The following is a 26,933-nucleotide window of genomic DNA, read 5'->3' on the forward strand; positions in this document are numbered from 1 at the left end:
CCTATCCAATCGTTCACTTTTTTTTCTCTAACAAAAAGGACCAACTGGTTTCCAGTGGTCCTTTTTACTCTTCAAATCTATTGTATTAATGGTGCTGCAAGCAATTTTCAACAGAGATTTCACCGTTATCAACTGTGACTGTTCCTGTTGTAAATACTTTCTTGCCATGTGAGTTAATCAATTCAACCTCGAACATACTGCCATTCGGAGTGTCAACTAGAGCTAAATTAAAGTCAAGTTTTTCTCCTTTTTTATGATGGTTATTAACTTTTCCTTTTCCGGAGATCGTTAATTTCTTTCCACCCATGAATTTATCGCAGCATAATGTGTCTTGGTTAAATTCTGTTGCTGTAAAGCTAAAGTCTCTTTCGCCATCAGATGTGTCCGTATCATTAAAGTTCAGCAAGAATTTACTGTTAACCAGCTGGAAATTCGGACAAATATCAACCAGTATTGACGCACGGCCAGTTTCAGTTGCTCCACCTGATTCGCTTGTTAACCCGCTTGCTTCTCCTTCTGCTTTGCACACACAGTCGGGTCTTGGGAAGATGTCAGGGCATTGTTCAGGGAACGTTACCGCCGGACACATTTCATTTACAGTTTCTTCTGCTTCTAAGTCGTTTTCACGAGGAGAGCAGAACTTAGCCAATACCTCTAGTTTTACTTCAGCTTCAACTTGGATGTCGACACAGAAAGTAATATCTAGTGGGAAAGACGTTGGTGCTGGACTGTTCAACAGAACAGTACCAGACGGTACACGGGCAAAGATTTTTGTAATACGGCAGTAAAGGTCTGTTCCATCTGGAAAGCACAGTACAAAAGATTCAAAAACAGAAGCATTTACTAAAAGTTCTGTAACTTCTACTCCGTTGCGGTCTACAACTTTCACCTTTATATCTGTTGTGAACAGGAGCTCAACTAGCTGTGCATCCGCAAACCCACCGTTTAGTGCAACTGTTACATCTCTCTTATCTCCTACTTGTTCGCATAGAAAATGTTCTGCACATTCATCATGTGAATCGTTTGAAAGCGGGAATGCTGGTGGAGTTTTAGGTACTTTTGTAATGATTCTTAACGGACGACGCTTAGGATCATCTAGAGCATCTTCTATTTTTGCAATTTGTTCATGAGTAAAAGATACAGTTTTTCTTACGCTTAGTGCATCCGTCACCCAGTCGTAAACTTTCTGTACGCGGATACACTCATCCTGCAAGTGTTTGTGGTTGTTTCCCATTGTTTCCCTTCCTTTCCTCATCATGTTCTGAAGATTCCATACATACTATGGGAATAGAGTGGGTTATGACACAAGTACGACTGCCTATTTTTGTAGACAACAGTTAGGGAGGAACAAATATGAATACACTGTGGTATAACAATCGTAAAGTATGCGATGTGACATCATTAGAATATGAAGCGATCCGACTTTTATTGCCATATTGGGGTTTGAAGATGTCTGAAGATGATAATAAAATTACAGGTGCTCTCTCCACTTTTATGTTAGGAATACATGGCCTAACACAACAAAAAGTAATAGAGCTTAATCAACTTTTGCAACATACCGGAATTACAATCACTACGGATGATCGTGAAAAATGCGACCAAAGGTTTTATGTCGATTTTCATGAAAACCACCCTATGCCTTTAGCATTAAAAACGCCTGACCAAAAACTGTATTATCTCAATCCAACGAAAGATACACGATTTACTGTTCAAACCGCCATTCATAAAGGAATTACATTAAAAAGAAAGGATGGTCCACTCTTTTTAGCTATTCAACCATCTTTTGATACACAAGCCACAGAGTGGATTAGTTATTTAATCGTTCAAACTTTCTTAAGATCACATTTTGAAGCATTAACTTCTATTTCAGAGGCTACCTTTTTTACATGTGTTGAAAAGGTATTGGATAAGATTAATGACCGCTTTGCTTCTATTCAACTTTCAGACTATAAATCAATGGACGCAACTCAATCAGTTACTCCTGATCCTGATAAAGCTTCAATTTTATCTCCTGCTAAAGAATCCATAGAAGAGAAAATGGAGAATCAGCCAAATACCCTAGATGGATCAGGACAAAAAATAGCTGTTCCACAAATCAGACCTTTTTCTGCATCTGGTTCGTTAATAACAAGTAATGTTCCTAAGCCTTATAATCCTGGCTTAGTAAACAACAGAAGATTGGAACCTATTAACCCTTTTAATTCGTCAACACTAAATCAATCTCAACCGATCCATCCATTCAGCCAAAGTAACACCGATCCTAATAAAACATCAGTCATCAGTCCATTTCATTCAAAAGAACACACTTCGTCCTTAAATCGAGAATATACTAGAAAAGACAGCAGGATATACAAACAAAGGAGAGATGGAAAGTGAATAAGGAAGATGTACAGCATCTTTTCAATGAAATAAAAACTAATAAATCTAAATCTTCGACAAAAGTAAAAACCCTTTTTACCAAGCAAGCAAAAAAGGGCTGCAGCTCGTGTGGAAAAGTAAAGTGGAAGCCGAATAAGAATAAATAAAAAAGCTGCGATAGAGCGGCTTTTTTTATTTGATGGAAAAAGACATTCTATAAATAGCCTTTTTATAGAGAAGCAGGATTGCTGCCGTTACCATTCTCTCAATCTTTTCATCTACTGTAATATCGGTAGGACAACCTACTAGTAAACATCTAGGAGGTGTAATATATGTCAAATAGATATTGGGACAAACATCATGATTGTCACTGTAATAAGAAACATGAATGGAATAAACATCATGATTGTCACTGTAATAAAAAACATGAATGGAATAAACATCATGATTGTCACTGCAATAAAAAACATGACTGTAAATCTAACTGGATGGACAAACAAGTTGATTGCCATTGCAAAAAACACGACTCTTGCTGGAAGCCAAAAACGCTGTTTACATGTGATAAAAAACATCATCATTGTGAAAAAGAGTGTCATTGTCATTGTGAATGTATAGAATGTGTTGAAATTTTCTGTGTCATTCAAGAAAAGCATTGTCCATGGTGTGGAAGTTAAGAATTAGCCTTTAAAAGAGCCTTGTGCTCTTTTTATTTTGCTTCTTAATTAAATGCTGTCAAAGTTTTTATAGAAAAATGAAGGTTGTACTAAAAAAAAGGCGAAAGACATGGTTGATTCGCCGCCTCAATTCTATTGAAATTGCATCTTCTATATAAGGGAGCAAGTTCAAAATTTGTTCCCGGAAAACAAAGAAAAATCAAGGAGGAAAATAAATGAGCGTAAGTCCATTTCCAACAAATTCTACTTCGAAACATGTTTGTGATTCTGAACCTGTAACTCCCGAAGTAATCCCTGCAAGTGAGTTAACCTATGTTAAACTTCCTGTAGTATTAGCGGAGTTAGCAGTTCAAATTCCAATGCATGCTAGAATTGTATTTCCAGATGGTGAAGAAGTTTTAGAGGTGAAAACAATCGGTAAAAAGACGTTTGTTACTCAGTGTAAACTTCTTAACAGACAACCTAGAGAAGGTCAAAGAGATTTTAGACCTAAAGTTTATCTCGCTGGTTTCGTTCGCAAAAATATTCAATATGCATCTCTTCCAGTTGCTGATGCTGATGGAGAAGTTCTATCTACCATTAAATCACTTACGGTAGACGTTAAATGGGACTGTGTAACCGAAGTCGATGAATTCTTAACTAATCCTGTTGGACCTTTTTATGATACACGAGCAGATTGGGGTTACTTGGTCTCTCGTACACTGCCAGATGGCAACCCTGCGAAAGATCGTTTACATGGAACTGACCTCTCTCAATTCCATCAGGATAGCACTCAATATTTCAACGAGATGCCTTTCTGTGAGCTTATCCAAGCGGATATTATCGAAATCGATGAGGCATTAACCCCTCTAACAGATCTTGCACTACCGATGGGTACGGATCCTAACTCTATAGTAGGTGAACGAACTTTTACAGAACTTTCAGAAAAAATGGTTCTAGAATTGACAGTAAAATTATTGCAACTTCAACAAGTTCGTATTGCTTCTTTGGGTCCTACTGACTGATAAGAAAAAAAGAGCCTATATGGCTCTTTTTTTTGTGTCTAAATGGAAGCTTGATCAGCAAGTAATGAATTTGTCCAGGCAAGGGTATTCGTCCATACAATCAAATGCAATTAGCATACAATAAATTGCATAATAAATTAAGGAGGAAAAATATTGAGTGTTAATCCCTTTCCCAGAACAACATCAATGAATGTTTGTAAAGCAATCCTTGATGCAGACCCAACCGATGGGACAATTATTACGGTACCTGTCTTGCTGCAAAAGTTCACTGTTCAAATACCGATGCATGCAAAAATAGAATTTCCAAAAGGGGAAGAAGTTCTCGAAATTAAGCAAATTAAAAAAAAGGTCTTCATCACCCAGTGTCGTCTCGTTCAACCTAAAGGGAGCACTACATCTGGCAATCTATTTCTGAGCGGATTTGTACGCAAAAATATTCAATATGCTGCCAATCCAAAAGTGGACTGCGCAAAAGAAATATTGTCTACGATAAAATCTTTAACCGTGGATGTCCCTTTCGATTGTGTTGTGCAAATTGAAAGTTTTCGAAGCCCTGCGGTAGGGCCCTTTTTAGACACGCGGGATGAATTTGGATACTTCACGTCTCAGCCACTTGGAAAAGGCTTCCCTGAAAAAGATCGTTTACTTTCTAACGACCAGTCTCAATTCCACCAGCATAGTACAGAACATTTTAACGAGCTCCCTTTTTGTGAGATTGTTCGTTCTGATATTATTGAAATTGATGAATTCATCGAGCATAAATCTCACATTGAACACATTCCATTTGAAAAAGAGTGCAGAATTATCAAATGTATAAAATGTCGTAAAACACCGTGCAGATGGTGTAATAATCAAAGTAATAAAGGTGTTAAACCTTCATCATTATTTGCTAATGATTCCTTTTTTGCTGATATATTTACAAAACCTGCTAAGTGTCCAGACTGCAGTCAGGATAAACCAAAAAAATGTGAAAAATGCGTAAAATGCATGTGCAAAAAATGTAACTCAAAACCGTTAACTAGAGAATTTACATTCACTGAGCTGTCCGAAAAAATGGTGTTAGACTTAACCCTAAAATTGCTCCAAAAACAACAGGTTTTACTTGGTATGCTGTGTAATTAACTTTTAAAAAGCTGCAATGGCAGCTTTTTTATTTATTGAGGATTTTAAATTGCAATGTGGAAAATAAAATAAGAACTATCTAATTTTATATTTTGGAGCTAGTAAAAAGCCTTTTTTGTACAAGCTAGGTAGAAATCCATACAAAAACTCGTCCAACCAAATATATTATATTAAGCCTGAGTTATCAGGAAGGATTCAACAAGGAGGAAACAAAATGGGTTTATTAAAAAATGGTTGTGGATGTAATAATGCTGCAGCCGCTGCAGAAGAAAACAATTGTGTGGGTTGTGCTTGTGACCAGCTTAGAGGCCTAAGAGTAGGAACAGAGATTGAGGCTATTCTTATTAATGGAAAAGAGCTCAACAACGATTTGGATGATATCAATTTCATCAGTTTTGACTCTAAAACTTGCTGTGCAACTTTCATTGCTAGAAGAAATAGCGATAGAGTAATCTTTACTCTTGATTGCCGCAAGATTGACGCCATTTTCTTTGAATTAGAAGACTAATTTTATACGAGAATGGAGAAACGGCTGACTATAAAATCAGCCGTTTCTTTTTTGATATAGAATACATCTGATCTCTCCGTTCAAAATGAAATAGACTGATCAAGAACGACAAAATATTGGAAAATAGTACTCGTCCCTCGATATCTTTTTTTATATTGATAGGTATTAGGCTATACAAAATCAGGTCTTAAGAAATATAGTATACTACGCCTTTCATTTTATTAATGAAATATAAAGGAGGAAACTAAATGAGTTTATTTGACAATAACTGCAACAACGTTAAACCTTTTCATAAGTGCAAGGGTTGCGCTTGTGATGTTTTAAAAAAATTATGTACAGGATCCTTAGTTAAAATTGTTCTAAAGGGTGGAGATGAGTTTTTTGAAGATGAACTTGCTTTCTTACGTTTAGATCATAAAACTTGCTGTGCTACATTTCTTTTAGAGGGATACCCATTTATAATTGACTGCGAAAATATTATAGGTATACAAGTTCTACATTAATAAAACATGAAATCAGGCTTTTATTAAGTCTGATTTCATGTTTTATTAATTTTAGGAAAACTGTTTATGACCCTATATAAAGTTCTAACTTGTACCGTATACAATGAATACTGGATTCAAAGTAAGGTTTCAATTAAAAAGTTGCTGTAACACTTTTTTGTATAGGCTTTAACTGATACCTTAAATAAAATCTCTGTACTCTAACCGATAGAAAAAAATTATAAGACTTGCTAAACTTGTTTTTATTATTCGTATACTTTTGTTATAAGTGGTTCAAAATGTTCTGTGTTTACAATTACATTGCATAATTTTAAGAGTGTATTATTCTTAGTTTTCCATGTATGGTCATTAGGCTCACCACTTCTTAAGTACACATAGTTTTCTTTCGTTGTAGAAAATAGTGTGAAACCATTATTAATGCATGCTAAACAAAAATCAGCATCTTCGGCAATATTTGTTTTCGCAAACTGCACCTTATTAAAAACATTTTTTTTAATAATCAATGTTCCACCCATTAATAAATTATTATTATATTTACTTTCGTTATCCGCTAATGCGCCACCAAATTTATTAAGGTTAAACGATGTAAGCAATTTTTGCTTTTTAAAAAACATGTAAATAGTAGTTTTCCCTACAACCGATGCATCCGTCTCCTCGAATGCCTTCATGCTGTGCTTTAAATAGTATGGCGAATAGTAGTCGTCATCGTCAAATTTAGCTACATAAGGATGTTTTGCCTTTTGTGCCCCAAAGTTAATACATTCACCAAGAGTCACTGATTCAGGTAATTGATATACGGAAACGTTAGGATATACTTGTGCTTCTTTATTCCATTTTCCGATATCCATTTGATCATTATTTAATACTATTATTAATTCTTTATCCTCCCAAATTTGTCTGTTATAGTTTTGAAAGATATTATCTAAGCATTTCTGCCTTATCGTGCAAGAAATAATTGAAACCATCACAATCTCCTCCAGCTACTCCCCGTTTTCCAAGATACAATAAGTTAACTTATAATCTGTTATATATAGGCTTTAAAATTTCTAGTATTTGCAATAAACTTGCTTACATTAATAATAATATCAATTGGCACTTGCCAAGTATGCTGCCCTTCATCATCACTTCGGATATAAACAAATTCATCCTTATTTGAGGAATAAACTTTAAACCCTCTTTTAACACAATCCATACTAAAAACACGGTCAACCTCTTTTATTTGATCTGGAAACTTTACTATCTCATGGACTTTCTTTTTAAAAATTAAAGTTCCCCCTTGAAGATATTGCTTTCCAAAACTCTTCTGATCATTCACAAATTGGTTTTCATTATTAGGATTAAATACAGCTAAAATTTGTCTATCTTTTAAATAGATATACACTGATGTTTTTCCTATTACATCTACATTCAGTTTATGGAGATTTTCAACTGATTTTTCTAAGTAATATGAACTGTAGTAATCATCATCGTCAAAATTTGCTATAAGATCAAACTTTGCCTTTTCAATAGCAAAGTTAATACAAGATCCTAAGCTGGTATCTTGTTGCAATTGATATACGGAAACATTTTTATATGCTAATGCTTTTTCTTTCCATTTATCAATGTTCATGCAATCATGATTTAAAATAATAATTAGTTCCTTAGGTTCATAGGATTGATTTAGGTAATTTTGAAAAATATTTTCCATACAATGATCTCTCATGGTACAAGTAATTATTGAAACCATAAACGGCTCCTTTCTTACTTAATACGCTATTTCACTTTTTTGTGTACCCATTCGGATGGGTTGAAAACCATTTCCATGCAGTTTCAATCATCTGTTCAAGTTCGTATTTGGCTTTCCAGTTTAACTCTTTCCTAATTTTCAAAGAACTTGCGATTAATATGGGAGGATCTCCCTCTCTCCTTTTTACATATTCTACTTTTGCTTTTTTATTAGTAACGTTTTCACACACTTGGATAATATCTTTAACCGAGTACCCTTTCTCATTTCCAACATTATAAATCTCTTGTGTATCATCATTTTTCATCATATTCTGTAGTGCTCTAACATGAGCATTTGCCAAGTCTGTTACATGTATATAATCTCTTATGCAAGTCCCGTCTTTGGTTTCATAATCGTTTCCATAGACTTGTATACTTTCCTTTTTACCAGTTAGATGTTTTAGAATACTTGGGATTAAATGTGTTTCTGGATTGTGGTCTTCACCCAGTTCGCCAAAAATATCAGCACCTGCTACATTGAAATAACGCAATATTACATAGTTCAACTTATATGCATTATAAAAGTCTTTAATTATTTGTTCACACATTAGCTTTGACCATCCATACGGATTTATTGGTTTAGTTTCTAGATTTTCATTAATTAAGGAATTCGTATTTCCATATACTGCGCATGAAGATGAAAAGACAATGTTTCTTACTTGATGCTTTTTCATTACTTTTAATAAATTTAGAGTTCCTTGAACATTGTTTTCATAATATATGGCCGGATTTTTTACTGATTCACCTACATAACAATATGCGGCAAAATGTATGACTGCAGATAAAGGGTATTGTAAAAAAACGGAATCCACATCCCGTTCATTCAGAATATCACCTTTAAAAAATTTTGCCTTTGCTTGAACTGCTTCTTTATGACCTTCAATTAAATTATCTAAAACAATAACTTCATAACCTCTGTAAATTAACTCTTTAACTACATGACTACCGATATATCCAGCTCCACCAGTAACTAAGATCATACATAAATCACACCCCCCACTTTATGATCAACCCTAACAACTATATTCTCTATACTCCTATCTTTAGGTTTATTGATTACCTTTAGAAATTATGAATCAAAACAAAAACCTTCCACATAAAAAGGGAAGGAATAGAACAAACCTATAAAAGCACTGTATGATATATATGGAGTCCATTCGGATTATCCTATAGGATGTTCCCATTAATTACTTATCCTCACTCACTTTTCTTACATTAATATTACGCTAATAAAGGATGTAACTATAAGTCACACCCTTTCTTCTTTGGCTTCAGTTGGGCTAATTGTCTCCATCCACAATAAGTCTTAAAAATAGGTTCATACTTATCTCCCCATTTTTTTAAGGTATAATGTACGAGCCATTCAAACACTTCATTATAAAGAGCAATTTTTTTGGTAGCATTATTTGGATGCTGCCGATAATTGTAAAGCATTTCATTCATCCAATGTATTTCAAATTGTTCGATCAGTAAATAATCTATTCTTCTATCCTCCATGTGCCGGCCATCCCAGGGGTCATCAGTCGGCCATCCACCTACGCTTTTTAATGCAGAGGTACGATAAAATCTAGGAAAGGGGACGTCATTTGATAACATAAATTCATATGGATTATTATAGGAACGGCCACCTATACGCGGTACTTCAAGCAAAATGTTTCCATCTTGATCTTCATATATATCGGTCTTATTTCCCCAAATCAAGGCAACCTTTTCAGAAACAAGATCCATTTCTTTTCTCATTTTTTCCATTGTATTTGGTAAGAGCCAGTCATCTGCATCTAGTTTTAATATATACGGTGTTTGGATAAGGGATAATCCTCTATTTTGTGTTTTGGACTGGCCTAAATTGGTTTTATTCTTTAGAAGAGTCACACGAGAATCATTTAAATATTCATCAATAGTTGAAAGACTATTATCTGTTGAATGATCATCTACCAGTACAATTTGCCACTCTTTATAGGTCTGATAAAAAACACTTTCTATTGCTTTTCTAAGAAACTGGCCAGGATTATAAGAAGGAATTAATACAGAAACATCAGGTTTATTCACATTTTTCTCCTTTATATTTCGGTTTTCATTCTCTCATTGGTTACTTGGTTTCAGACCCTAAGTTGAAGTGTGTAAATATAATCAATTACATTTTATTTAATCTTGTTTTATATGTTTATCCGCTCATTTTGTATTGTAAGGCACAATGCCAACATGAGTTCATATAATATATATATACTTTATAAACGCGATTAATTCGTATGGTGGTGGAAGTCACTTGAAAGGAATAATCTTAGCAGCAGGAAGAGGAAGTCGGTTGCAGCCATTTTCATTTACACAGCCAAAAACAATGCTCCCTATCGCCAATAAACCCGTTTTGGAATATTGTATTGAAAACTTAAAAATGGCCAATATTAAAGAAATTGGAATAGTTATTAATTCATTACAGTACGAAATTATAGATTATATCAATTCTAGATATGATCAATCGGTAAATGTTACTTTTATCTTTCAGCATGAAGCAAAAGGAATTGCTCACGCAGTAAAGCAGGCAGAAGAATATATAAATAATGAACCATTTTTACTTTTATTAGGTGATAATTTAATTAAAGAGTCCCTTATCACACTTAGGAATCATTTAGATGATCCAGGAATCACCAGCTCCGTCATGTTAGCGAAGGTTGATTCCCCAAAGGATTTTGGTATTGCGGAAATCAGAAATCAAGAAATCATCACATTAGAAGAGAAGCCATCATTTCCAAAGTCAAACTTGGCAGTGATAGGAGCATACGCTTTTCGTCCCTCTATCTTTAAGGCAATTGATCAAATAACACCTTCCGCAAGGGGAGAACTTGAGATTACTGATGCTATACAATGGTTAATTGACAATGGACAAACAATTTCACATACGATTACCACCAAACCATATACTGATGTTGGAACAACTGAAAGATGGCTTCTTGCCAACCATTGGATTTTAAGTGAAATAACTGCTACAACAAGTAAGTTAAACTTGAATGATGTAAATATAAAAGATTCAACTATTATACCACCAGTTGTTATTGGGGCAGGCTGTACTGTAACCAATTCAACAGTCGGACCATTTGTAACCATTGGTAAAAGTTCTTCTATAGAAAACTGTAAAATTCAAAATAGTATTCTTCTTGAAGAGACAGTGATTAAAGATTGTTCTTGTACCTTTACTGATGCCATTTTTGGGAGAGAAACTTACATTAAGGGATTAAATAGTAATTTAGCAAATTGTATTTTGGGAGACAAGACAAAAATTATTCTAAACTAAGTTAGAATTAAAAAGTAAATTAGACATTGTATAAATTGAAAAACGCTAAATACCTTTTCAGGTGTTTAGCGTTTTTCCGTGAGTTGTAATAATTTTTTATTCACTTGTCCTTTTGGTACTCAGTCTAAGTATGACAATTGATTAGTAAGATGCAGGTAAATCATGTTCATTATATCTTGTAAATCCTATAATCTGGCCATTGCTCGCTCATGGTGATCACCTCATTGAACCGGATAGCTGCTACAAACAACAGGGCGGTCTATCGATTCTTCATTAATCATGATTAATTAAAAATTTTATAAGTTTAAAGAAGCACACTCTTAATTAATTCCCTTAAATAACATTCAACATTGAATACAGGTATTACTACAGTACCACACTACATTAATCCTCTTCTTTTAAGAATTTTACATATTAATTCATCTGCAGAAATGGCAACAGTCTGTTAGGCACCAGCCGTTTCCTGTTTTCATGCACCCCCATATATTGTTATGTATATTTTTAAATTTAGGAGGTGCTTTATTGAAAATACTAATAATCGGAACCGGATATGTCGGCACAACTACCGCATTAACCTTATGTGAACTTGGACACCAAGTTATAGGATACGATGTAGACCCATTAAAGATTGCTTCCTTGCAAAATAAAAATTTACACTTTTATGAACCCGGATTGAAGGAATTACTTGTTAAGCATTTACATTCCGGAAATATTCAATTTACTGAAAACATAAAACAAGCTGTTCAACAAAGTGAAATTATCTTCATTTGTGTAGGAACACCACAAAATGACGATGGAAGTGCAAACCTAGAATATGTGCAACAAGCAGCTTCCATGATTGGAAACTATTTAAATAACTATAAAGTTATAGTGAATAAAAGTACTGTCCCTGTAGGAACAGCTGAAAAAGTAACAAAATGGATACATGACTCTTTAGTATCCCCTGTTCATTATGACGTAATTTCAAATCCCGAATTCTTAAAAGAAGGGACAGCTTTAGCAGATTCTCTAAACCCTGAAAGAATTGTTATCGGAAGCTATAGCGAGAAAGCCACAGATAAAATGAAAAATCTGTACTCTAAATTTAATGCTACTTTTGTTATCACTACTCCTCAAACTGCAGAACTGATTAAATATGCTGCAAATTCATTTTTAGCTACTAAAATATCTTTTATAAATGAAATCGCTAGGTTATGTGAAAACGTAAATGTTGATGTAAAGGACGTTGCTTACGGAATTGGTTTAGATTCAAGAATTGGATTATCTTTCCTTCGAGCAGGAATAGGATACGGAGGCTCGTGCTTCCCAAAAGATGTATTGGCATTACTCTCAACTGCACAACAAAACAATACTAACCTATCACTTTTAGAAAAAACTTATGCCATTAATAACACTCAACCACTTTATTTCGTCGAGAAGATTAAGAATAAATTAAGAGATATTAAGGGGAGAAACATAGCAATTCTTGGTTTGTCATTCAAGCCTAATACGGATGATATCCGGGAATCTCCTGCGATAAAAATTATTGAGGAATTATATAAACATTCAGCAAACATTGTTGTTCATGATCCAGTAGCAAAACTCCCTAAAAGCCTTTCACAGAAAATAACCCAGATTACATCCATTCACTCCTTAACGGAAAATACAGATGCACTCATAATCTGTACCGATTGGCCTCAATATGAAATGATTGATTGGTTACAGGTTAAGCAAAAAATGAGGAACCCTTACATCTTTGATGGTAGAAACTTGTTAAATGCCAGCAAAATGACAGAGTTAGGTTTTTATTATGAAGGGATAGGCTACCGACAATCTTAACTTTCACGGAGGGAATTAACCTTGAAAAAAATTGTGATTACTGGTGTTGCTGGTTTTTTAGGTTCTCACCTTGCAAAAGTCCTTTTATCTAAAAATAATAAGGTTATTGGTTTAGATAATTTTTCAACTGGAAAGAAACAGAACTTATTAGCTTTTTCATCAAATCCCAATTTCATATTTATAGACATGGATGTATCCTTGGAAAAAGTAAAGGAATTAGATGAGTTAAATGATATCGATGAGATATATCATTTGGCCTCCCCTGCTTCCCCTGCCTTTTATCAGAAATCACCTTTCGATACTATTGCAGTAAATACGATTGGAACAAAAAACATGTTGGATATTGCGAAAAGAAATAAAGCAAAGCTAGTTTACCTCAGTACAAGTGAGGTATATGGAGACCCTGAGATCCACCCGCAGCATGAAGATTATAATGGGTCTGTAAATACATGGGGTCCAAGAGCTTGCTATGATGAGGGTAAACGACTTGGTGAAGTATTCTGCTATTTGTATTATGAGCTATTTAATCTTCAGATCAAGGTAGCCCGTATTTTTAATACGTATTCTGCGGGTTTACGCAATGATGACGGAAGAGTCATTTCAAATTTCATCACTCAAGCTTTAAAAGGAGAAAATATTACAGTATATGGGGACGGCACACAAACTCGTTCATTTTGTTATGTAGATGATACCATCAAAGCTTTAATGTTAATGATGGACAATGATATGGCAAATGGTGAACTAATTAATATTGGAAATTCCGAAGAAATTTCAGTCATAAAATTAGCAGAGTTAATAAAAAAACTGACTAATTCTTCGAGTGTAATCACCTTCCATCCCCTTCCACAAGACGACCCTAAACAAAGATGTCCAAATACAAAGAAAGCAAACCGTATACTAGGATGGGAGCCAAAAACTACACTCGAAGAAGGGCTTCTCAAAACAATTGAAGCATATCGAACAAAGCTTAACGATAAATAAGTTAGCAGGTCGTAAATTTCCTCCACCATCACTATTATCAAATTTAAAACTACTTCCTTAACTTATATCCACCTTTCATAACCTAACAATAGGTTTATTTAATTATATGGAAAAATGCATTCTAATAAAGGAAAGTGATTATTATGCTTGCTTCTGTTGTAATGAGTGTTTTTAACGGGGAGGATTATATCGAAGAATCTATCAAAAGTATTCTTAGCCAATCCTTTCGTGATTTTGAGTACATTATAATAAATGATGGGTCCACGGACGGAACTCATAACCTACTTGCACAAATCAATGATACTAGGGTTAAAGTTTATCATTTTAATGAGAACAAAGGGATTGCTAATGCACTTAACTTTGCAATTGAGCAAGCAAATGGAAAATGGATTTTCATACAAGATGCAGATGATGTTAGTCTTCCAGAGCGACTGGAAGAACAATTAAAATTTTTAAACCAATACCCTGATACTGCAGTATTAGGTACATTGGTTCATTGTATTTCAGGTAATAAAGGCATTTCAAAAGGCCGTTTAGAAAATTATCCAAAGTATTGGAATTCCATTATTTCACCAGAAGAAATTACTAAAGAGATTCACTTTAAAATGCCTTTTTGCCATGGCTCAACAGCTTTTTCTAAACAAGTGTTCATTAATGCAGGTAAATATAATCCGAAGTATGAAATCGCTCACGATTATGATTTATTGTCTAGAATGAATGAATTTGGTCACTATAGAAAAATTTTAAAAGTGCTGTACCATTATCGAATCAGAAAAGATTCTGTTGCGCACAAAAATATGCTCCTTACGTGTAACGAAGTAATGATCATTTCCAGTGATTTTATATACAACAGGTACTTTAAGCACTTAAACAGAAAACCCCAGTTCTATTTCTTTGGTTCTTCGGCCGCCTATCCGAATTTTGTTCAAAATGTAGCACCAAATCTAAATTTGCAAGTGTATGGCTATTGTTCGGATGAAACAATTGAAAATTTCTCAATGGTACAAAATCTATATCAAGATAAGAAGATCGATGGAATTATATTTCTAGTAACCAATCAACCCGATCAGAAAACGTTAAATTATTTCACGAATAAAGGTATGTCTCTAAATAAACAGTTGTTTCGTTTTAATAGTTTGTTGTGACCCTTATTTATTTTTTCTTTGGGTTTTATAGCCGTTTAGGCAGATAACGTTAGGTATAGTCAATTCTAAAACTGATTAATTCTATAGAGCTGCAACCAATTTAAAACTTGTAATTCCAAATTTTAAAAACGTCTTGATTAAAAATTAGCCCCCTATCCAAGAAGTAGTCTATTAAATGTTGAGCATTCTTATTATTAAGAATTATAATCCCATCAATTAAACCTTGGTTATAATATTCTAAAGCAATTTTCTTACTTCTATTTTTACCACCATCAAGAAACTTCATAATATTTATTTCTTCTTTTAATTTAACTTTTTTCATAACAAATGAGCATCCTTTTTTAGATCCTAAAACCACAAAAGATGGATTGTTCTTTTTTTTATTTGAAATAATCGAATTACCTATAAAATGTATTACACTTGTCATAAGTTCTGAAATAGTATCAGATTTACTTCTTTTCCCTAATGAATTTGGAAGAACACGGTATTGATAAAGTATTCTATTAATCTTTTCAATCGGATATATATCATATAATCGAAGCCATAAATCATAATCATAGGAAATTTTAAAATGTGGATTATACCCATTTACTCTTTGAAAAGCTTCTTTTGAAAACATGACTGAACCATGGCAAACATAGCAATTATAGAATCGAGAATTAAAGTTATCTTCCTTGTTTAATACAATGTTATATAAAGTTTGTTCCCCATAAAATATACTTGGAGAAACTGGGATATTTCCTTTAATACATTCGACAAGAGAACTAACACCTACTAAGTGAGGATTTTTAGAAACATGAAGTAATTGTTCTTCTATTCTAGTAGGCATACTTATATCATCTGCATCTTGAATAGCAATCCAATCACTTTTGGCATAAGTAATGCCTGTATTTAATGCATTAGCAGCACCAAGGTTTTTTTCTAAGTGTATAATTTTCACCCTTTTGTCAGTAATGGCATCTAATATATCTTTTGTGCTATCTGTTGATCCATCATTAACAATAATGAACTCAATTTCTTTAATAGTCTGATTTAATATACTTTCAATAGACTCTTGAAGGTATTTTTCCCCATTAAAAACCGCTGTTATTACTGAAGCTAACAAATGAGTTCACCTCTTTTTGAAATCTCAAACGTGGATTCATTCAAATATTTAATAAATAGTCCATTATATTAACTAATTTTCCTGCTTTTTTTTCAATTGTTAATCTTTCCTTCTCTTTTAACATTAACTCTACATTCAAATCATTTTTCACCTTAGAATAGGAAAGAAGGTTAGTAATTCTTTTATTCTCACTCAAACAAACTAATACTCCATTAAACAATTCAACTAAAACTTTAGTAAAATTAATATAATGTTTTGGATTTTCGCTATTAAGCTTTTCAAATTCACCAATCAAATCGTTTATTTCTATATATGACTTACCCATCCATGCAAGACAAAGAACACCAACATCAAAATTAGGATGTTGTCTAAAAAACCTAAAATAATTTTTTATCCCTTCATTGCTGTCATTATTTCCTCTCGGATGTTCTTGATGGTATACATGTACATGTGGAATATCTATAATTTTTGCTCCATTCTTATATAACCTGTATCCTAACTCCCAATCTTCACATCCATATCCTTGGAAACCTTCAAAAAAAAGGCCAACTTCCTTCAACAGATTTTTCCGTAATGATATGTTATGTGTAATAACAAACATCCAAGGCATATAAAAGTCTTTATATTCAGTGCCATACTTATTAATAATTTCCGGATAAAAGGGTTCATAGAATGATAAATCCTTATATTGAAGATTTTTGATATCTTCTTCTGAAAACAATTGGATTTTTTCATGGGTCCTTTTCAATGAACTTTTCCTTATTTTTATTTTTTTAGATGATTTTCGATTTGCTTTTTTAATTAGTGAATATACATGCTTTTTTTGTTTAGTATTATAGTTTGGATCTATAACTGTATAGGCGCAGTAATGCTGTAAACAACCTGTCAAAACAAAATTATCTTCAATCTGATGATAATTATAGTGCTGTTCAACAAACTCTGGATCCAATATCATTTCAGCATCAATAAAAATAAGAATACTCCCACTTGCTGCCTGTATGCCAATATTTTTCGCCTTTGATCTCCCAACATTCTGGTCACAGCGTATATACTTAAATTCAAATTTCGATGAATATTCTTTTAGTTTAGGTGTTTCGTCAGAAGAAGAGTCATCTACAAAAATAACTTCCATTTTTGAGAGGTCAAAAGTTTGATTTTCTAGTGCAAATAATGAAAAAAGGTTTTGCGGGTATTTATTGTAAGAAATCATTATTACACTAACTTCAATACTCATCATACTCCCCCTTATTCGTTTTTCAGTCATTAATCTCTTAAGTTGTTTTTTTCCATTTGGTTTTGTTTTCTTTATAAATTTGTTTCATAATTTTTTGAATATCAAATTTTATATCCCAATCTGGATAGTCCGTTTTAAATTTATTCAAGCTACTTACATACCAGATATGATCTCCTATTCGTGCCTTGGGTGAATATTGATACTTAAGTTTCTGTCCTGATATTTCTTGAGCAATATCAATAGCTTCTAATATTGATACATTTGAATGACGTCCTCCACCTAAGTTATAAACTTCACCACATTTTTGGGGATTACGAAAAATACAGTCCATTGCTGATATTACATCTCTTGAATGGATGACATCACGTACTTGTTTGCCTTTATGTCCGTAAATGGTATATGGAATGTCTAACATTACACATTTCATGAGATAATTAATAAAACCATGTGCTGCTACTCCAGATTGCTTTGACCCACTCAGAACCCCCCCTCTTAAACAATAAGTATGTAAATTGAAATATTTTCCATATTCCTGAACTAATACATCTGCCGATAGCTTCGAAACTCCAAATAATGAGTGTAAACATTGATCTACATTCATGTTCTCTTGTATTCCGTTAAAATAAGGATGGGAGGGATCTATTTCCCACCTTTTCTCTAATTCTTTCAAAGGAAGCTGATTAGGATAATCTCCATAAACTTTATTTGTAGACGTGAAAATAAACACAGCTTTTGGACAATATAGGCGAAATGCTTCCAATAAGTTCAAGGTACCATTTGCATTTATATTAAAATCTGTAATCGGATCTGTACTTGCCCAATCATGTGAAGGCTGTGCAGCTGTATGAATTATTAATAAAATTTCATTTTTGTATCGTTTAAAAATATGAGAAACTTCCTGAATATTTCTTATATCCACATCATGATGAATATAATTTTGAGGGTATTTCTGTTCTAAATATGTCCTGTTCCATAATGTATCTGCTTCATCACCAAAAAAAAATTTACGCATATTGTTATCGATGCCGATTACCGTATAGCCTTTTGAAAGGTAATATTCAGAGGCTTCAGAACCAATTAAACCTGCCGAACCTGTAATGACAACAACAGACATATTGCACCTCTTTTCTCTTACCATTATTTCTATAAATTTATATGCACAAGATTTTTTGAATACTACATATATAAATTTCAGGGTATTTCCCGAGCTTCAAGAAATTTTTTCAACAAATAGTAACCTAAACCAAAAAAAACCTTGAATGGAATTCCATTCAAGGTTTTTTTTAACGAGCTATAATATTATAGCCGCTGTCTACATGAAGAATTTCTCCCGTGATACCACGAGCAAGGTCACTCATCAAGAATAATGCAGTGTCTCCAACTTCTTCTTGTGTGTTCGCTTTTCTGAGCGGTGATCTTTCTTCAATCTCTTTTAATACAGAGTTAAAGTCACCGATTCCTTTTGCTGCTAGTGTACGAATTGGTCCAGCTGAGATTGCATTGACACGAATTCCATCTTTTCCAACATCACTTGCTAGGTATTTTACGCTCGCATCCAATGACGCTTTTGCAACACCCATTACATTATAATTAGACACAACTCTCTCTCCGCCAAGGTAAGTTAGCGTTACGATGCTGCCGCCTTCCGTCATCAATGGACGTGCTTCTTTTACTACTGCAGTAAGAGAATATGAGGAAATGTTATGAGCTAACAGGAAACCTTCACGAGTTGTGTTCAAGTACTCACCTTTAAGCTCTTCTGTGTTTGCAAAAGCAATACAGTGTGCTAATCCGTGAATTACTCCAACTTCTTCATTTAATTGAGCGAACGTTTTTTTAATTTCATCATCATTTGTAATATCACAAGGAAGTACGATTGAATCATTTCGATCAAGTGACTCTGCTAAATCTCTAACATTTTTCTCTAGTCTTTCTCCAGCGTATGTAAACACTAAGCGTGCTCCTGCGTTTGATAGAGATTGTGCGATTCCCCATGCGATACTTCTCTTATTTGCTACACCCATGACAACAAACGTTTTGTTTTCTAATGATAATTGATACATAAAAGTTCTCCTCCCCGTAGTTACATTCCTAGTTTTATCAAATTAGTAATTGTTATTAGTACCAAGTCCTAATTAGTATAACAGAAATAATAAGGAAATTCACTAGTTAACCTTTACTAGTCTGAATATTTTTCACTTCATAACCGCAAGAATCACAGCGATAAATCACATTTTGATTAGATTGAGCAATTAATATCTCATGGTTTAAATCATGCATTTTATGACATTTAGGACAATGAACAGTTGGCTTCATATGTTATTAAGCTCCTTTTTTTGTATTTATAACTAGCATGCTCATATATTCAAAAAATAAGGCTTGTTTTGCAAAATTTGATATTTTGAATGAGATCAATGAAGCTGTTGATTTCCGTTTCAGATGCTCCCTTTCCGCGGGGCAGGCGGTGAGCCACATTCTTAACGTTTCACTTTTAAGTGTCTCACCTGCCCACCTGTCCCGCAGGAGTCTCGCATCTTACACTCCAATTAACTATTCAAATGAAGATTACGATTAGATAAATGAGAAATTATCATTAGACATGAGCCTAGTTAAAAACGGAAAAATAAAAAGCGCTGGCAGAAACCAGCACTTTTATCAACTCAGTATTTGTCTCATTTGTAGAATCTGTTCCTTGCTTCCTGTTACAACCATCTTATCTCCTAATAGAATCTCTGTATCACCATGTGGAACGATTGACTCTTTTCCCCTATAAATACGTACAATGATACTGTCACCTAAGAACGGGAAGTTTCTTAATGCCGTTCGGTGATACGAACTATTTGAAACGATGATCTCATTTAGACTGTTGTCTGATGTTGTAAGAATATCAACAACTGCCGGATTTTCAATTAATGCTTTTAATAAGACTTGTGATGAGAAGTAAACAGAGTATACTTCTATCCCTTCTTCTTTTAGTGCATCTCTTTTAACCGAATCCTCAATCCGTGCAACGATTCGCTGTACTCCTTCTTCTTTTGCGAGGAGAGCAAGTTGTTTGTTCGTTTCATCATTTCCTGTAGCAAAAACAATAACATCGGTTGCAAAGACGTTCGCCGCTTTAAGAGTGTCTACTTCGTAATTTTCAAGTTCACGTATATTGAAGCTTTCTAACTGTTTCTGATCTTTTTCTTCTTGTTTCGTATGATACAGTCTAAATTCAAAACGAGTTTGATCTAGTTCTGTAGTTAATGGCAGCGTAAATTGGTTTGCACCTACAAACACAAGCTGTTCTTTCGGTGTTTCCTCTTCTTTCTTTTTAGGGAAGAACTTTTTAAAGAATATCGGTGTAATGATTGCACTTATAACGGCTGTTAAGATTAACGCAGACGACGTACGTGCATCAATAATGTTGATTCGTTCTCCGATTTTAGCCGCAGCAATAACAAGTGAAAGAGTTGACGTTAATAAAAAGCCAGCAGCTGTTACTGTTTTCCAGTCATACCACTTTCGAAGATACAAAATGGGCAAGAACTTAGAAATGAGCAACGCTAACAATAACAACGGAATTAACGCCAATGCTTTCGGATCAGCAAAAATGGAACGAATATCTAGTTCTACCCCGACCATAACAAAAAAGATAGGTATCAAAAATCCGTATCCAAACGAGTCTAGTTTATGAACAAGCTGCTTATTAGGCGATAAAAGCGAAACTAATACTCCCGCTAAAAAGGCTCCTAAGATATTTTCAGCACCAACCGACTCAGAAAGTCCAACTAAAACGATTATCAACGTAAAGACGGCTCGTGTATCCAGCTGTATTGTTCCTTTTGACATCGTGTCAAGAAAAGATCGGTGTCTTAGTTGCTTTCCGACAAAGTACAGAATCACACCTGCAGCGAAAAGGATAAGCAATAACCACATCCGACCAGGATCGCCTGATTCAAGTGAAACAAATAAAGCTAATAAAATCATGGTTACAAGATCCGCTATAACCGCCACCAGTAATATGATCTGACCGATCGTGGTTTTGGATAACTTCTCTTCCTTTAATGTTGGTACTACAACACCTAAAGAAATGGTAGAGATAACGAGCGTCATGAAGAATGCACTCTCTGTAAATCCACCCCAAACGAATAATAGAGATAAACCATAAGAGAGGATAAGAATAAATAGAAAAATCACACTCGAGACAACAATACGGTTTGGCTCTTTTTTTCCATTATTCTTTCTCTTAGCGTTTGTTTCTCCTGCAAAAATACTAAAATCAATTTCAAGACCACTTAGAAACATTAAAAAGATAAAGCCGAGTACGGATAATATTTCAAGCCAAGCGTCAGAATGAACGATATCAAAACCGCTTTTTCCTAAAAAAATTCCTACTATAATTTCTGCAACTACAACAGGTATAATCCTCAAACGAAATTTGTTTAGTAAGATAGGAACAAAAAATGCTGTAAGAATGACAATAACTAATGAAGCAAAAGATGCATGTTCTTCCATAATCCCTCCATAGTTTCTATATATTATTGGTTTACTATAGTAAAGCAGAAAAAGAAATGTCAAACGATTGTGCTCAAAATGATTTGCAAACGTTCTGTTTTTCGGTAAGATAATACATGTTATTGTTTTACTTTAAGGAGTCGATTCCACATGCAAAATAACCACAAATCTCCATGGCAGCAACTCGATTACAATCTATTGTTTATTTTATTTTTAATGGTCATCTCAAGCTGTATTGCGATCTATAGTGCACAGATGATGGATCAATACGGCAGCAACTTCGTAATTAAACAAATCGTATGGTACATTATCGGTGGAATTGCTGTAGTTGGAGTAATGGTTTTAGACTTTGATCAGTTCAGAAAGTTATCTTGGTATCTTTATGGACTAGGCATCATATTGCTATTAGGAATTCTTGCTGCACCAGAAAGCATCGTTCCAAACATTAATGGTGCACAAAGTTGGTACAGGTTTGGTCCTTTTGCACTTCAGCCTTCAGAACTTGTTAAAGTCGCACTCGTTATTGCCATAGCTAATACGATTGCAACACATAATGAAAAGTATATTATTCGTACAATTCATGAAGACCTATTATTACTCGGGAAAATTGCTTTAATCGCTGGTTTTCCGACTTTTCTTGTTTTATTGCAGCCTGACCTTGGTACGAGCCTTGTTTTCATGGCAATCACAGGTAGCCTTCTACTTGTGTCAGGAATCAGATGGAGAATTATACTTATTCTTATTCTTTCCTTTATCTTGTTCATATCAATCCTAGTTTGGATATATTTTACCTTCCCGCAATTTTTCGTAGAACACATTCTGGATCAATATCAGCTCAACCGATTTTATGCATGGCTTGATCCATATGGACATAAAGACGCAGGATATCATACGAGAAACGCTCTGCTTGCAATTGGCAGCGGAATGCTTTTTGGAAAAGGATTCACAGAAGGCTCTGTATACCTTCCAGAAGCGCAAACGGATTTTATCTTTTCAATCATCGGTGAAGAATTTGGTTTTGTAGGAACAAGCTTTGTTATTTCACTCTTTTTCTTAATGGTCTACAGAATGATTAATACAGCCCTCGAAAGCAATGAAGCATTTGGAAGTTATCTATGTGCTGGTGTTATCGGGATGTTTACCTTTCAAGTATTTCAAAATATCGGTATGAACATTCAAGTAATGCCGATCACTGGTATTCCTCTCCCGTTTATCAGCTATGGAGGCAGCTCGGTACTCGCGTGTATGATTGCATTTGGGCTCGTTCTGAATGTTCGATCAAGAACTGTAAAATACATGTTTGAATAACACCTGAATTTTTTCAGGTGTTTTTCTTTTACCTTTGAAGTATCCTATTAATCATGAGGTGAAAATATGAAATACGATATCATTGGTGACATTCATGGATGCTTTAAAGAGTATTGTGAACTATTAACAGTGTTAGGATACGAGTGGCATAACGGCCTTCCCGTACATAAAGAAAACAGAAAACTTGTCTTCTTAGGTGATTTAATGGATCGAGGTCCTGAGTCAATAAAAGTTATGGAACATGTTTACGACCTTGTACAAAATGAGCTTGCACTTTATACACCTGGAAACCACTGCAACAAACTTTATCGATACTTTTTAGGGCGTAACGTACAAATTAAACACGGATTAGAAACGACTGTTGCTGAATTAGAGGCTCTCAGTCAGGATGAAAGAACTAAGGTTAGAAATCATTTTTGCAGCCTTTATGAAAATGCTCCGCTTTATTTACATCTTGATGATGGGAAGTTAGTTGTAGCTCATGCTGGTATACGTGAAGATTATGTAGGTCAGAGCCATAAAAAAGTAAAAACCTTCGTATTATATGGAGATATAACTGGTGAAACGAACCCTGATGGAACACCAGTTAGAAGAGACTGGGCAAAAAAACATTCTGGCAGAATTACGATCGTATATGGACATACACCGGTTGAAGAAGTCCGCCATATTCAAAACACGTGGAATATAGATACAGGCTGTGTCTTTGGGGGCAAATTAAGTGCCTTAAGATATCCTGAGCTTGAGTCAGTAAGTGTTCCGTCGTCTCTTCCTTTTGTACCGGAAAAGTTTCGCTCATTTGATGATTAAAAAACAAGATATGAAGGATTTGTGTTATTGCCACAAATCCTTCATATCCGTTGGACAGCTTACTTCTAATTTTATTTGCTCACCGGTAAATGGGTGTGTAAAAATTGTTCGTTCACTATGGAGCGCCTGGCGATTAATGAGGTCCAAGCTGCCTCCATACAAATCATCTCCTAAAAGCGGATGGCCGATTGATGCCATATGTACTCGAATTTGATGAGTTCTTCCAGTCTCTAATTTTAGTCTGACTACTGAAAAGTCATGATCAGGAAGATAATCTATTTTTTCATAATGAGTGATGGAATGCTGTCCATCTTCCCTGACCATTCGTTCAATAATGCTGTCAGGATTTCTGCCAATCGGAGCATCTATTGTACCTTCTTGGTTTTTTATTTTTCCATGTACAAAAGCGATGTAACCTCTTTTTATTGACTTATTGATCTGCTGCTTCGACATAAGAGAATGGGCAAATCGATGTTTGGCGATTAAAACGATTCCTGAAGTGTCCTTATCCAGTCGGTTTACAGCATGAAAAGTACCTGGTATTCCCTTTTCTTGATAATAAAATAACACTGCTGCAGCGAGCGATCCTTTTGGTTGATATAAAGACGGAATCGTTGGCATACCTGCAAGTTTATTTACAACTAAAAAATGCTCATCTTCAAATTCGATGTTGATTGAAATATCCTCTGCCTCCATAGATTCACTTTTCGTCTCAGGTGGAAAACATACGGTTACTTCATCCCCGCTTTTTAAGAGCGTTCTTACCGTTACTTCATCTTTATTCACAAAAAGAGCGCCGCCGTGAAACTTAATATCGGTCAGCGCTGCTTTAGAAATTTGTTTCGTTTTCAAATAGTCTCGTAAAAGAACGGGAGCCTCTTTTTCTTCCACAGTCCAAGTGATTTTAAAATTGTTCATATCAATCTCCAACGAACGATTCTTTAACTCGTTTCCAAAATGGAAATGGCCGAAATCTTGCAAATCGTATCTTCTCTTCAGCAACTCTATATTGTATAGATTTTACTTTTTTCTGAACCAAAAATCGATGGTCGATCGTAATATTAAAATCCACATCGTTCACAGGTTTTAATATACACGTGTGATGCTGCGGCAGAACGAGCGGCGACCCAATTGTCCGGAATACACGGTTGTTTATTGATGCCATCTCTGAAAGTTGAATGGACGCTAATGATGGATGAATGATAGCTCCGCCAAGTGCTTTATTATAAGCGGTACTTCCAGATGGTGTTGAAATGCACAACCCGTCACCTCGGAATGTTTCAAACCTCTCCCCTTTGATTTCAACGTCCATGACAAGAGATCCTTCAACACTTTTCACCGTACATTCATTAACGGCTAGATACCGTTTTTCATCAATTCCATCAATGTATCGAACTGTTACTTCTAAAAGCGGGTATTCTACGATTTGAAAAGGTGTCTTTGCGATATGTATAACGAGCTTCTCCACCTCTTCAGGCAGCCAATCAGCGAAAAAACCTAAATGACCGGTATGGACACCAACAAATGCCGTTTGATCGATTCTATGCACATAATGATGAAAAGCATGAAGTAATGTTCCGTCACCGCCTACTGTTATAACGATTTCGGGTTCTTTTTCTTCATAGACCAGCTCGAATTCTTCCAAATATGAACGGATCTTTCCCGTTAGAATATTGGATTTGCTATCGCCTTTTGATATGATGGCAAATTTCATTCTCTCTCCATCCTTTATGATCCTAGTTTGGTTTCATTGGAACTATCATTTCGTTCTAAAAATACGAGCTGTGCCTCTTGAATTTCCCCTTTGATTTGAGACATCTCTTCGTCCAGGCGATTTGCCGCTTCAGCAGCTCTTTGCAGACGCTGGCGAATGTCTTCGGGAATCTGCCCTTGATACTTATAGTTCATAGAGTGTTCGATTGTTGCCCAAAAATTCATAGCAAGCGTACGAACTTGAACTTCAACAAGAATCTTCTTTTCTCCATCTAAAACTTGAACGGGATACTCGATAACGATGTGATACGATCGATAGCCGCTAGGCTTTTTGTGGGTGATATAATCTCTTTCCTCCACAATCGTAAAATCATTTCGCTGACGAAGAAGATTAATAACTGTTTTAATATCATCTGTAAACTGACACATGATTCGAAGACCTGCTAAATCTTGAATTTCCTTTTCTAATTGGTTATCCGGAATATTCTTTTGATAAGCTTTGTTCACGATCGATTTGATGGGTTTCACTCTTCCTGTAACAAACTCAATCGGACAATGCTGATTAGACTTTTCGAATTGTTCCCGGATTCCGCGAAACTTTATCTTCAATTCATCTACAGCTTGCTTGTACGGAGTTAATAGTGCTTCCCAGTCCATGCTCATTGCGCTTCTTCCTCAGTTCCAAAAACCTTAATTACTTCGTTCTCCATTTGTTGACCATAGTTAGCATTACCTTGTATGTTTTCAGTTAAGAATTCCATTTCTCTAGAGAAAGCAGTTAGTTCAAGCTCTTCTCCTTTTTCATTTTGAATAACGAAGTCAGCATTCTTTTGCAATCCGTTTTTCAGTTCATTCCAGTGATCGTTATCAATCGAGATATAAATAAACCCTTCTTCTCTCTCTAGTACATAAATGAAGGCTAATCCCTCTGAATCAACTAGCATTCTTTCGCTGTCTTTCCATTGTGATAATTCTTTGCTGATTTCACTTTGTACAAGCAGTATCAGTTTATTTTCGTTCCATGCAGTTGACTGCACATTCATTCGTAGTGGCATCATGTTAAAAACCTCCTGTTTCTTCCCTTTTAGTGTAACACAAAA

The 26,933-nt window shown here is 34.7% G+C and carries 28 protein-coding genes; 13 read left to right on the forward strand and 15 right to left on the reverse strand.

Going from position 1 to position 26,933, the window contains the following annotated elements; translation table 11 throughout:
• Nucleotides 1–85 precede the first annotated feature (85 nt).
• Nucleotides 86–1,234 (reverse strand): hypothetical protein, encoded by a 1,149-nt coding sequence (locus P8610_RS13170; protein ID WP_394604757.1) that lies wholly within the window; start codon nucleotides 1,232–1,234, stop codon nucleotides 86–88.
• A 119-nt stretch (nucleotides 1,235–1,353) separates the two neighbouring features.
• Between P8610_RS13170 and P8610_RS13175 the strand changes: the two genes are divergently transcribed.
• The 7 genes from P8610_RS13175 (at nucleotide 1,354) to P8610_RS13205 (ending at nucleotide 6,169) form a co-directional block, all read left to right on the forward strand.
• On the forward strand, nucleotides 1,354–2,376 hold the full coding sequence (locus P8610_RS13175) for a hypothetical protein (RefSeq protein WP_394604758.1): 1,023 nt from the start codon (nucleotides 1,354–1,356) through the stop codon (nucleotides 2,374–2,376).
• Entirely contained in the window at nucleotides 2,373–2,525 is a 153-nt protein-coding gene (locus P8610_RS13180) for a hypothetical protein (RefSeq protein WP_394604759.1), read from the forward strand. The genes P8610_RS13175 and P8610_RS13180 overlap by 4 nt, the downstream gene beginning before the upstream one ends.
• A 193-nt stretch (nucleotides 2,526–2,718) precedes the next feature.
• Entirely contained in the window at nucleotides 2,719–2,973 is a 255-nt protein-coding gene (locus tag P8610_RS13185) for a hypothetical protein (RefSeq protein WP_394604760.1), read from the forward strand.
• A gap of 274 nt (nucleotides 2,974–3,247) precedes the next feature.
• Complete coding sequence (locus P8610_RS13190; protein WP_394604761.1) at nucleotides 3,248–4,036, forward strand: CsxC family protein; 789 nt, start codon at nucleotides 3,248–3,250, stop codon at nucleotides 4,034–4,036.
• 153 nt (nucleotides 4,037–4,189) lie between these two features.
• Nucleotides 4,190–5,158: a CsxC family protein gene (locus tag P8610_RS13195; protein WP_394604762.1), complete on the forward strand. Its 969-nt coding sequence runs from the start codon at nucleotides 4,190–4,192 to the stop codon at nucleotides 5,156–5,158.
• Between the two features lie 214 nt (nucleotides 5,159–5,372).
• Nucleotides 5,373–5,666: a hypothetical protein gene (locus tag P8610_RS13200; protein ID WP_394604763.1), complete on the forward strand. Its 294-nt coding sequence runs from the start codon at nucleotides 5,373–5,375 to the stop codon at nucleotides 5,664–5,666.
• Between the two features lie 248 nt (nucleotides 5,667–5,914).
• Complete coding sequence (locus tag P8610_RS13205; RefSeq protein WP_394604764.1) at nucleotides 5,915–6,169, forward strand: hypothetical protein; 255 nt, start codon at nucleotides 5,915–5,917, stop codon at nucleotides 6,167–6,169.
• 245 nt (nucleotides 6,170–6,414) lie between these two features.
• On the opposite strand, the gene P8610_RS13210 is transcribed toward P8610_RS13205, so the two are convergent.
• From P8610_RS13210 to P8610_RS13225, 4 genes are all read right to left on the reverse strand, one after another.
• Complete coding sequence (locus tag P8610_RS13210) at nucleotides 6,415–7,134, reverse strand: glycosyltransferase (protein ID WP_394604765.1); 720 nt, start codon at nucleotides 7,132–7,134, stop codon at nucleotides 6,415–6,417.
• A gap of 59 nt (nucleotides 7,135–7,193) precedes the next feature.
• Nucleotides 7,194–7,895, reverse strand: coding sequence for a glycosyltransferase family A protein (locus tag P8610_RS13215; protein WP_394604766.1), 702 nt, complete (start codon nucleotides 7,893–7,895; stop codon nucleotides 7,194–7,196).
• Between the two features lie 31 nt (nucleotides 7,896–7,926).
• Nucleotides 7,927–8,913, reverse strand: a complete 987-nt coding sequence (galE, locus tag P8610_RS13220) for a UDP-glucose 4-epimerase GalE (RefSeq protein WP_394604767.1) — start codon at nucleotides 8,911–8,913, stop codon at nucleotides 7,927–7,929.
• 262 nt (nucleotides 8,914–9,175) lie between these two features.
• Nucleotides 9,176–9,982: a glycosyltransferase family 2 protein gene (locus tag P8610_RS13225; RefSeq protein WP_394604768.1), complete on the reverse strand. Its 807-nt coding sequence runs from the start codon at nucleotides 9,980–9,982 to the stop codon at nucleotides 9,176–9,178.
• A gap of 217 nt (nucleotides 9,983–10,199) precedes the next feature.
• Here P8610_RS13225 and P8610_RS13230 point away from each other — a divergent pair, with 217 nt between their 5' ends.
• The 4 genes from P8610_RS13230 (at nucleotide 10,200) to P8610_RS13245 (ending at nucleotide 15,166) form a co-directional block, all read left to right on the forward strand.
• The gene (locus P8610_RS13230) at nucleotides 10,200–11,222 is read left to right on the forward strand and encodes a sugar phosphate nucleotidyltransferase (protein WP_394604769.1); all 1,023 of its coding nucleotides are present in this window, start codon (nucleotides 10,200–10,202) and stop codon (nucleotides 11,220–11,222) included.
• 522 nt (nucleotides 11,223–11,744) lie between these two features.
• Nucleotides 11,745–13,040 carry a UDP-glucose dehydrogenase family protein gene (locus P8610_RS13235; protein ID WP_394604770.1) on the forward strand — a complete coding sequence of 432 codons (1,296 nt, stop codon included), beginning with the start codon at nucleotides 11,745–11,747 and terminating at the stop codon, nucleotides 13,038–13,040.
• Between the two features lie 21 nt (nucleotides 13,041–13,061).
• The gene (locus P8610_RS13240) at nucleotides 13,062–14,021 is read left to right on the forward strand and encodes a UDP-glucuronic acid decarboxylase family protein (protein WP_394604771.1); all 960 of its coding nucleotides are present in this window, start codon (nucleotides 13,062–13,064) and stop codon (nucleotides 14,019–14,021) included.
• Between the two features lie 143 nt (nucleotides 14,022–14,164).
• Entirely contained in the window at nucleotides 14,165–15,166 is a 1,002-nt protein-coding gene (locus P8610_RS13245; protein ID WP_394604772.1) for a glycosyltransferase family 2 protein, read from the forward strand.
• Nucleotides 15,167–15,266: 100 nt separating this feature from the next.
• On the opposite strand, the gene P8610_RS13250 is transcribed toward P8610_RS13245, so the two are convergent.
• From P8610_RS13250 to P8610_RS13275, 6 genes are all read right to left on the reverse strand, one after another.
• The gene (locus P8610_RS13250; RefSeq protein WP_394604773.1) at nucleotides 15,267–16,271 is read right to left on the reverse strand and encodes a glycosyltransferase family 2 protein; all 1,005 of its coding nucleotides are present in this window, start codon (nucleotides 16,269–16,271) and stop codon (nucleotides 15,267–15,269) included.
• 40 nt (nucleotides 16,272–16,311) lie between these two features.
• Nucleotides 16,312–17,505, reverse strand: coding sequence for a glycosyltransferase family 2 protein (locus P8610_RS13255; protein ID WP_394604774.1), 1,194 nt, complete (start codon nucleotides 17,503–17,505; stop codon nucleotides 16,312–16,314).
• Nucleotides 17,506–17,542: 37 nt separating this feature from the next.
• Nucleotides 17,543–18,619: an NAD-dependent epimerase/dehydratase family protein gene (locus tag P8610_RS13260; RefSeq protein ID WP_394604775.1), complete on the reverse strand. Its 1,077-nt coding sequence runs from the start codon at nucleotides 18,617–18,619 to the stop codon at nucleotides 17,543–17,545.
• Nucleotides 18,620–18,788: 169 nt separating this feature from the next.
• Entirely contained in the window at nucleotides 18,789–19,568 is a 780-nt protein-coding gene (fabI, locus tag P8610_RS13265; RefSeq protein WP_394604776.1) for an enoyl-ACP reductase FabI, read from the reverse strand.
• A gap of 106 nt (nucleotides 19,569–19,674) precedes the next feature.
• On the reverse strand, nucleotides 19,675–19,821 hold the full coding sequence (locus P8610_RS13270) for a hypothetical protein (RefSeq protein WP_394604777.1): 147 nt from the start codon (nucleotides 19,819–19,821) through the stop codon (nucleotides 19,675–19,677).
• Between the two features lie 339 nt (nucleotides 19,822–20,160).
• On the reverse strand, nucleotides 20,161–22,005 hold the full coding sequence (locus P8610_RS13275; protein ID WP_394604778.1) for a monovalent cation:proton antiporter family protein: 1,845 nt from the start codon (nucleotides 22,003–22,005) through the stop codon (nucleotides 20,161–20,163).
• A 150-nt stretch (nucleotides 22,006–22,155) separates the two neighbouring features.
• On the opposite strand from P8610_RS13275, the gene P8610_RS13280 reads away from it, so the two are divergent.
• Both P8610_RS13280 and prpE read left to right on the forward strand, forming a co-directional pair.
• On the forward strand, nucleotides 22,156–23,313 hold the full coding sequence (locus P8610_RS13280; RefSeq protein ID WP_289495887.1) for an FtsW/RodA/SpoVE family cell cycle protein: 1,158 nt from the start codon (nucleotides 22,156–22,158) through the stop codon (nucleotides 23,311–23,313).
• Nucleotides 23,314–23,379: 66 nt separating this feature from the next.
• Complete coding sequence (gene prpE / locus P8610_RS13285; RefSeq protein WP_394604779.1) at nucleotides 23,380–24,120, forward strand: bis(5'-nucleosyl)-tetraphosphatase PrpE; 741 nt, start codon at nucleotides 23,380–23,382, stop codon at nucleotides 24,118–24,120.
• 24 nt (nucleotides 24,121–24,144) lie between these two features.
• On the opposite strand, the gene P8610_RS13290 is transcribed toward prpE, so the two are convergent.
• Genes P8610_RS13290 through P8610_RS13305 form a run of 4 tightly spaced genes read right to left on the reverse strand, consistent with a single transcriptional unit; the run spans nucleotide 24,145 to nucleotide 26,891 of the window.
• Nucleotides 24,145–25,038 carry an RluA family pseudouridine synthase gene (locus tag P8610_RS13290; protein WP_394604780.1) on the reverse strand — a complete coding sequence of 298 codons (894 nt, stop codon included), beginning with the start codon at nucleotides 25,036–25,038 and terminating at the stop codon, nucleotides 24,145–24,147.
• A gap of 1 nt (nucleotide 25,039) precedes the next feature.
• Nucleotides 25,040–25,834, reverse strand: a complete 795-nt coding sequence (locus P8610_RS13295; protein ID WP_394604781.1) for an NAD kinase — start codon at nucleotides 25,832–25,834, stop codon at nucleotides 25,040–25,042.
• 14 nt (nucleotides 25,835–25,848) lie between these two features.
• Nucleotides 25,849–26,496: a GTP pyrophosphokinase gene (locus tag P8610_RS13300; protein WP_289495891.1), complete on the reverse strand. Its 648-nt coding sequence runs from the start codon at nucleotides 26,494–26,496 to the stop codon at nucleotides 25,849–25,851.
• Nucleotides 26,493–26,891 (reverse strand): hypothetical protein, encoded by a 399-nt coding sequence (locus P8610_RS13305; protein WP_394604782.1) that lies wholly within the window; start codon nucleotides 26,889–26,891, stop codon nucleotides 26,493–26,495. Before P8610_RS13305 ends, P8610_RS13300 begins: the two co-directional genes overlap by 4 nt.
• Nucleotides 26,892–26,933 lie beyond the last annotated feature (42 nt).

It is taken from the genome of Fictibacillus sp. UD (assembly GCF_043558025.1).
In the GTDB taxonomy this organism is placed as follows: Bacteria; Bacillota; Bacilli; order Bacillales; family Fictibacillaceae; genus Fictibacillus.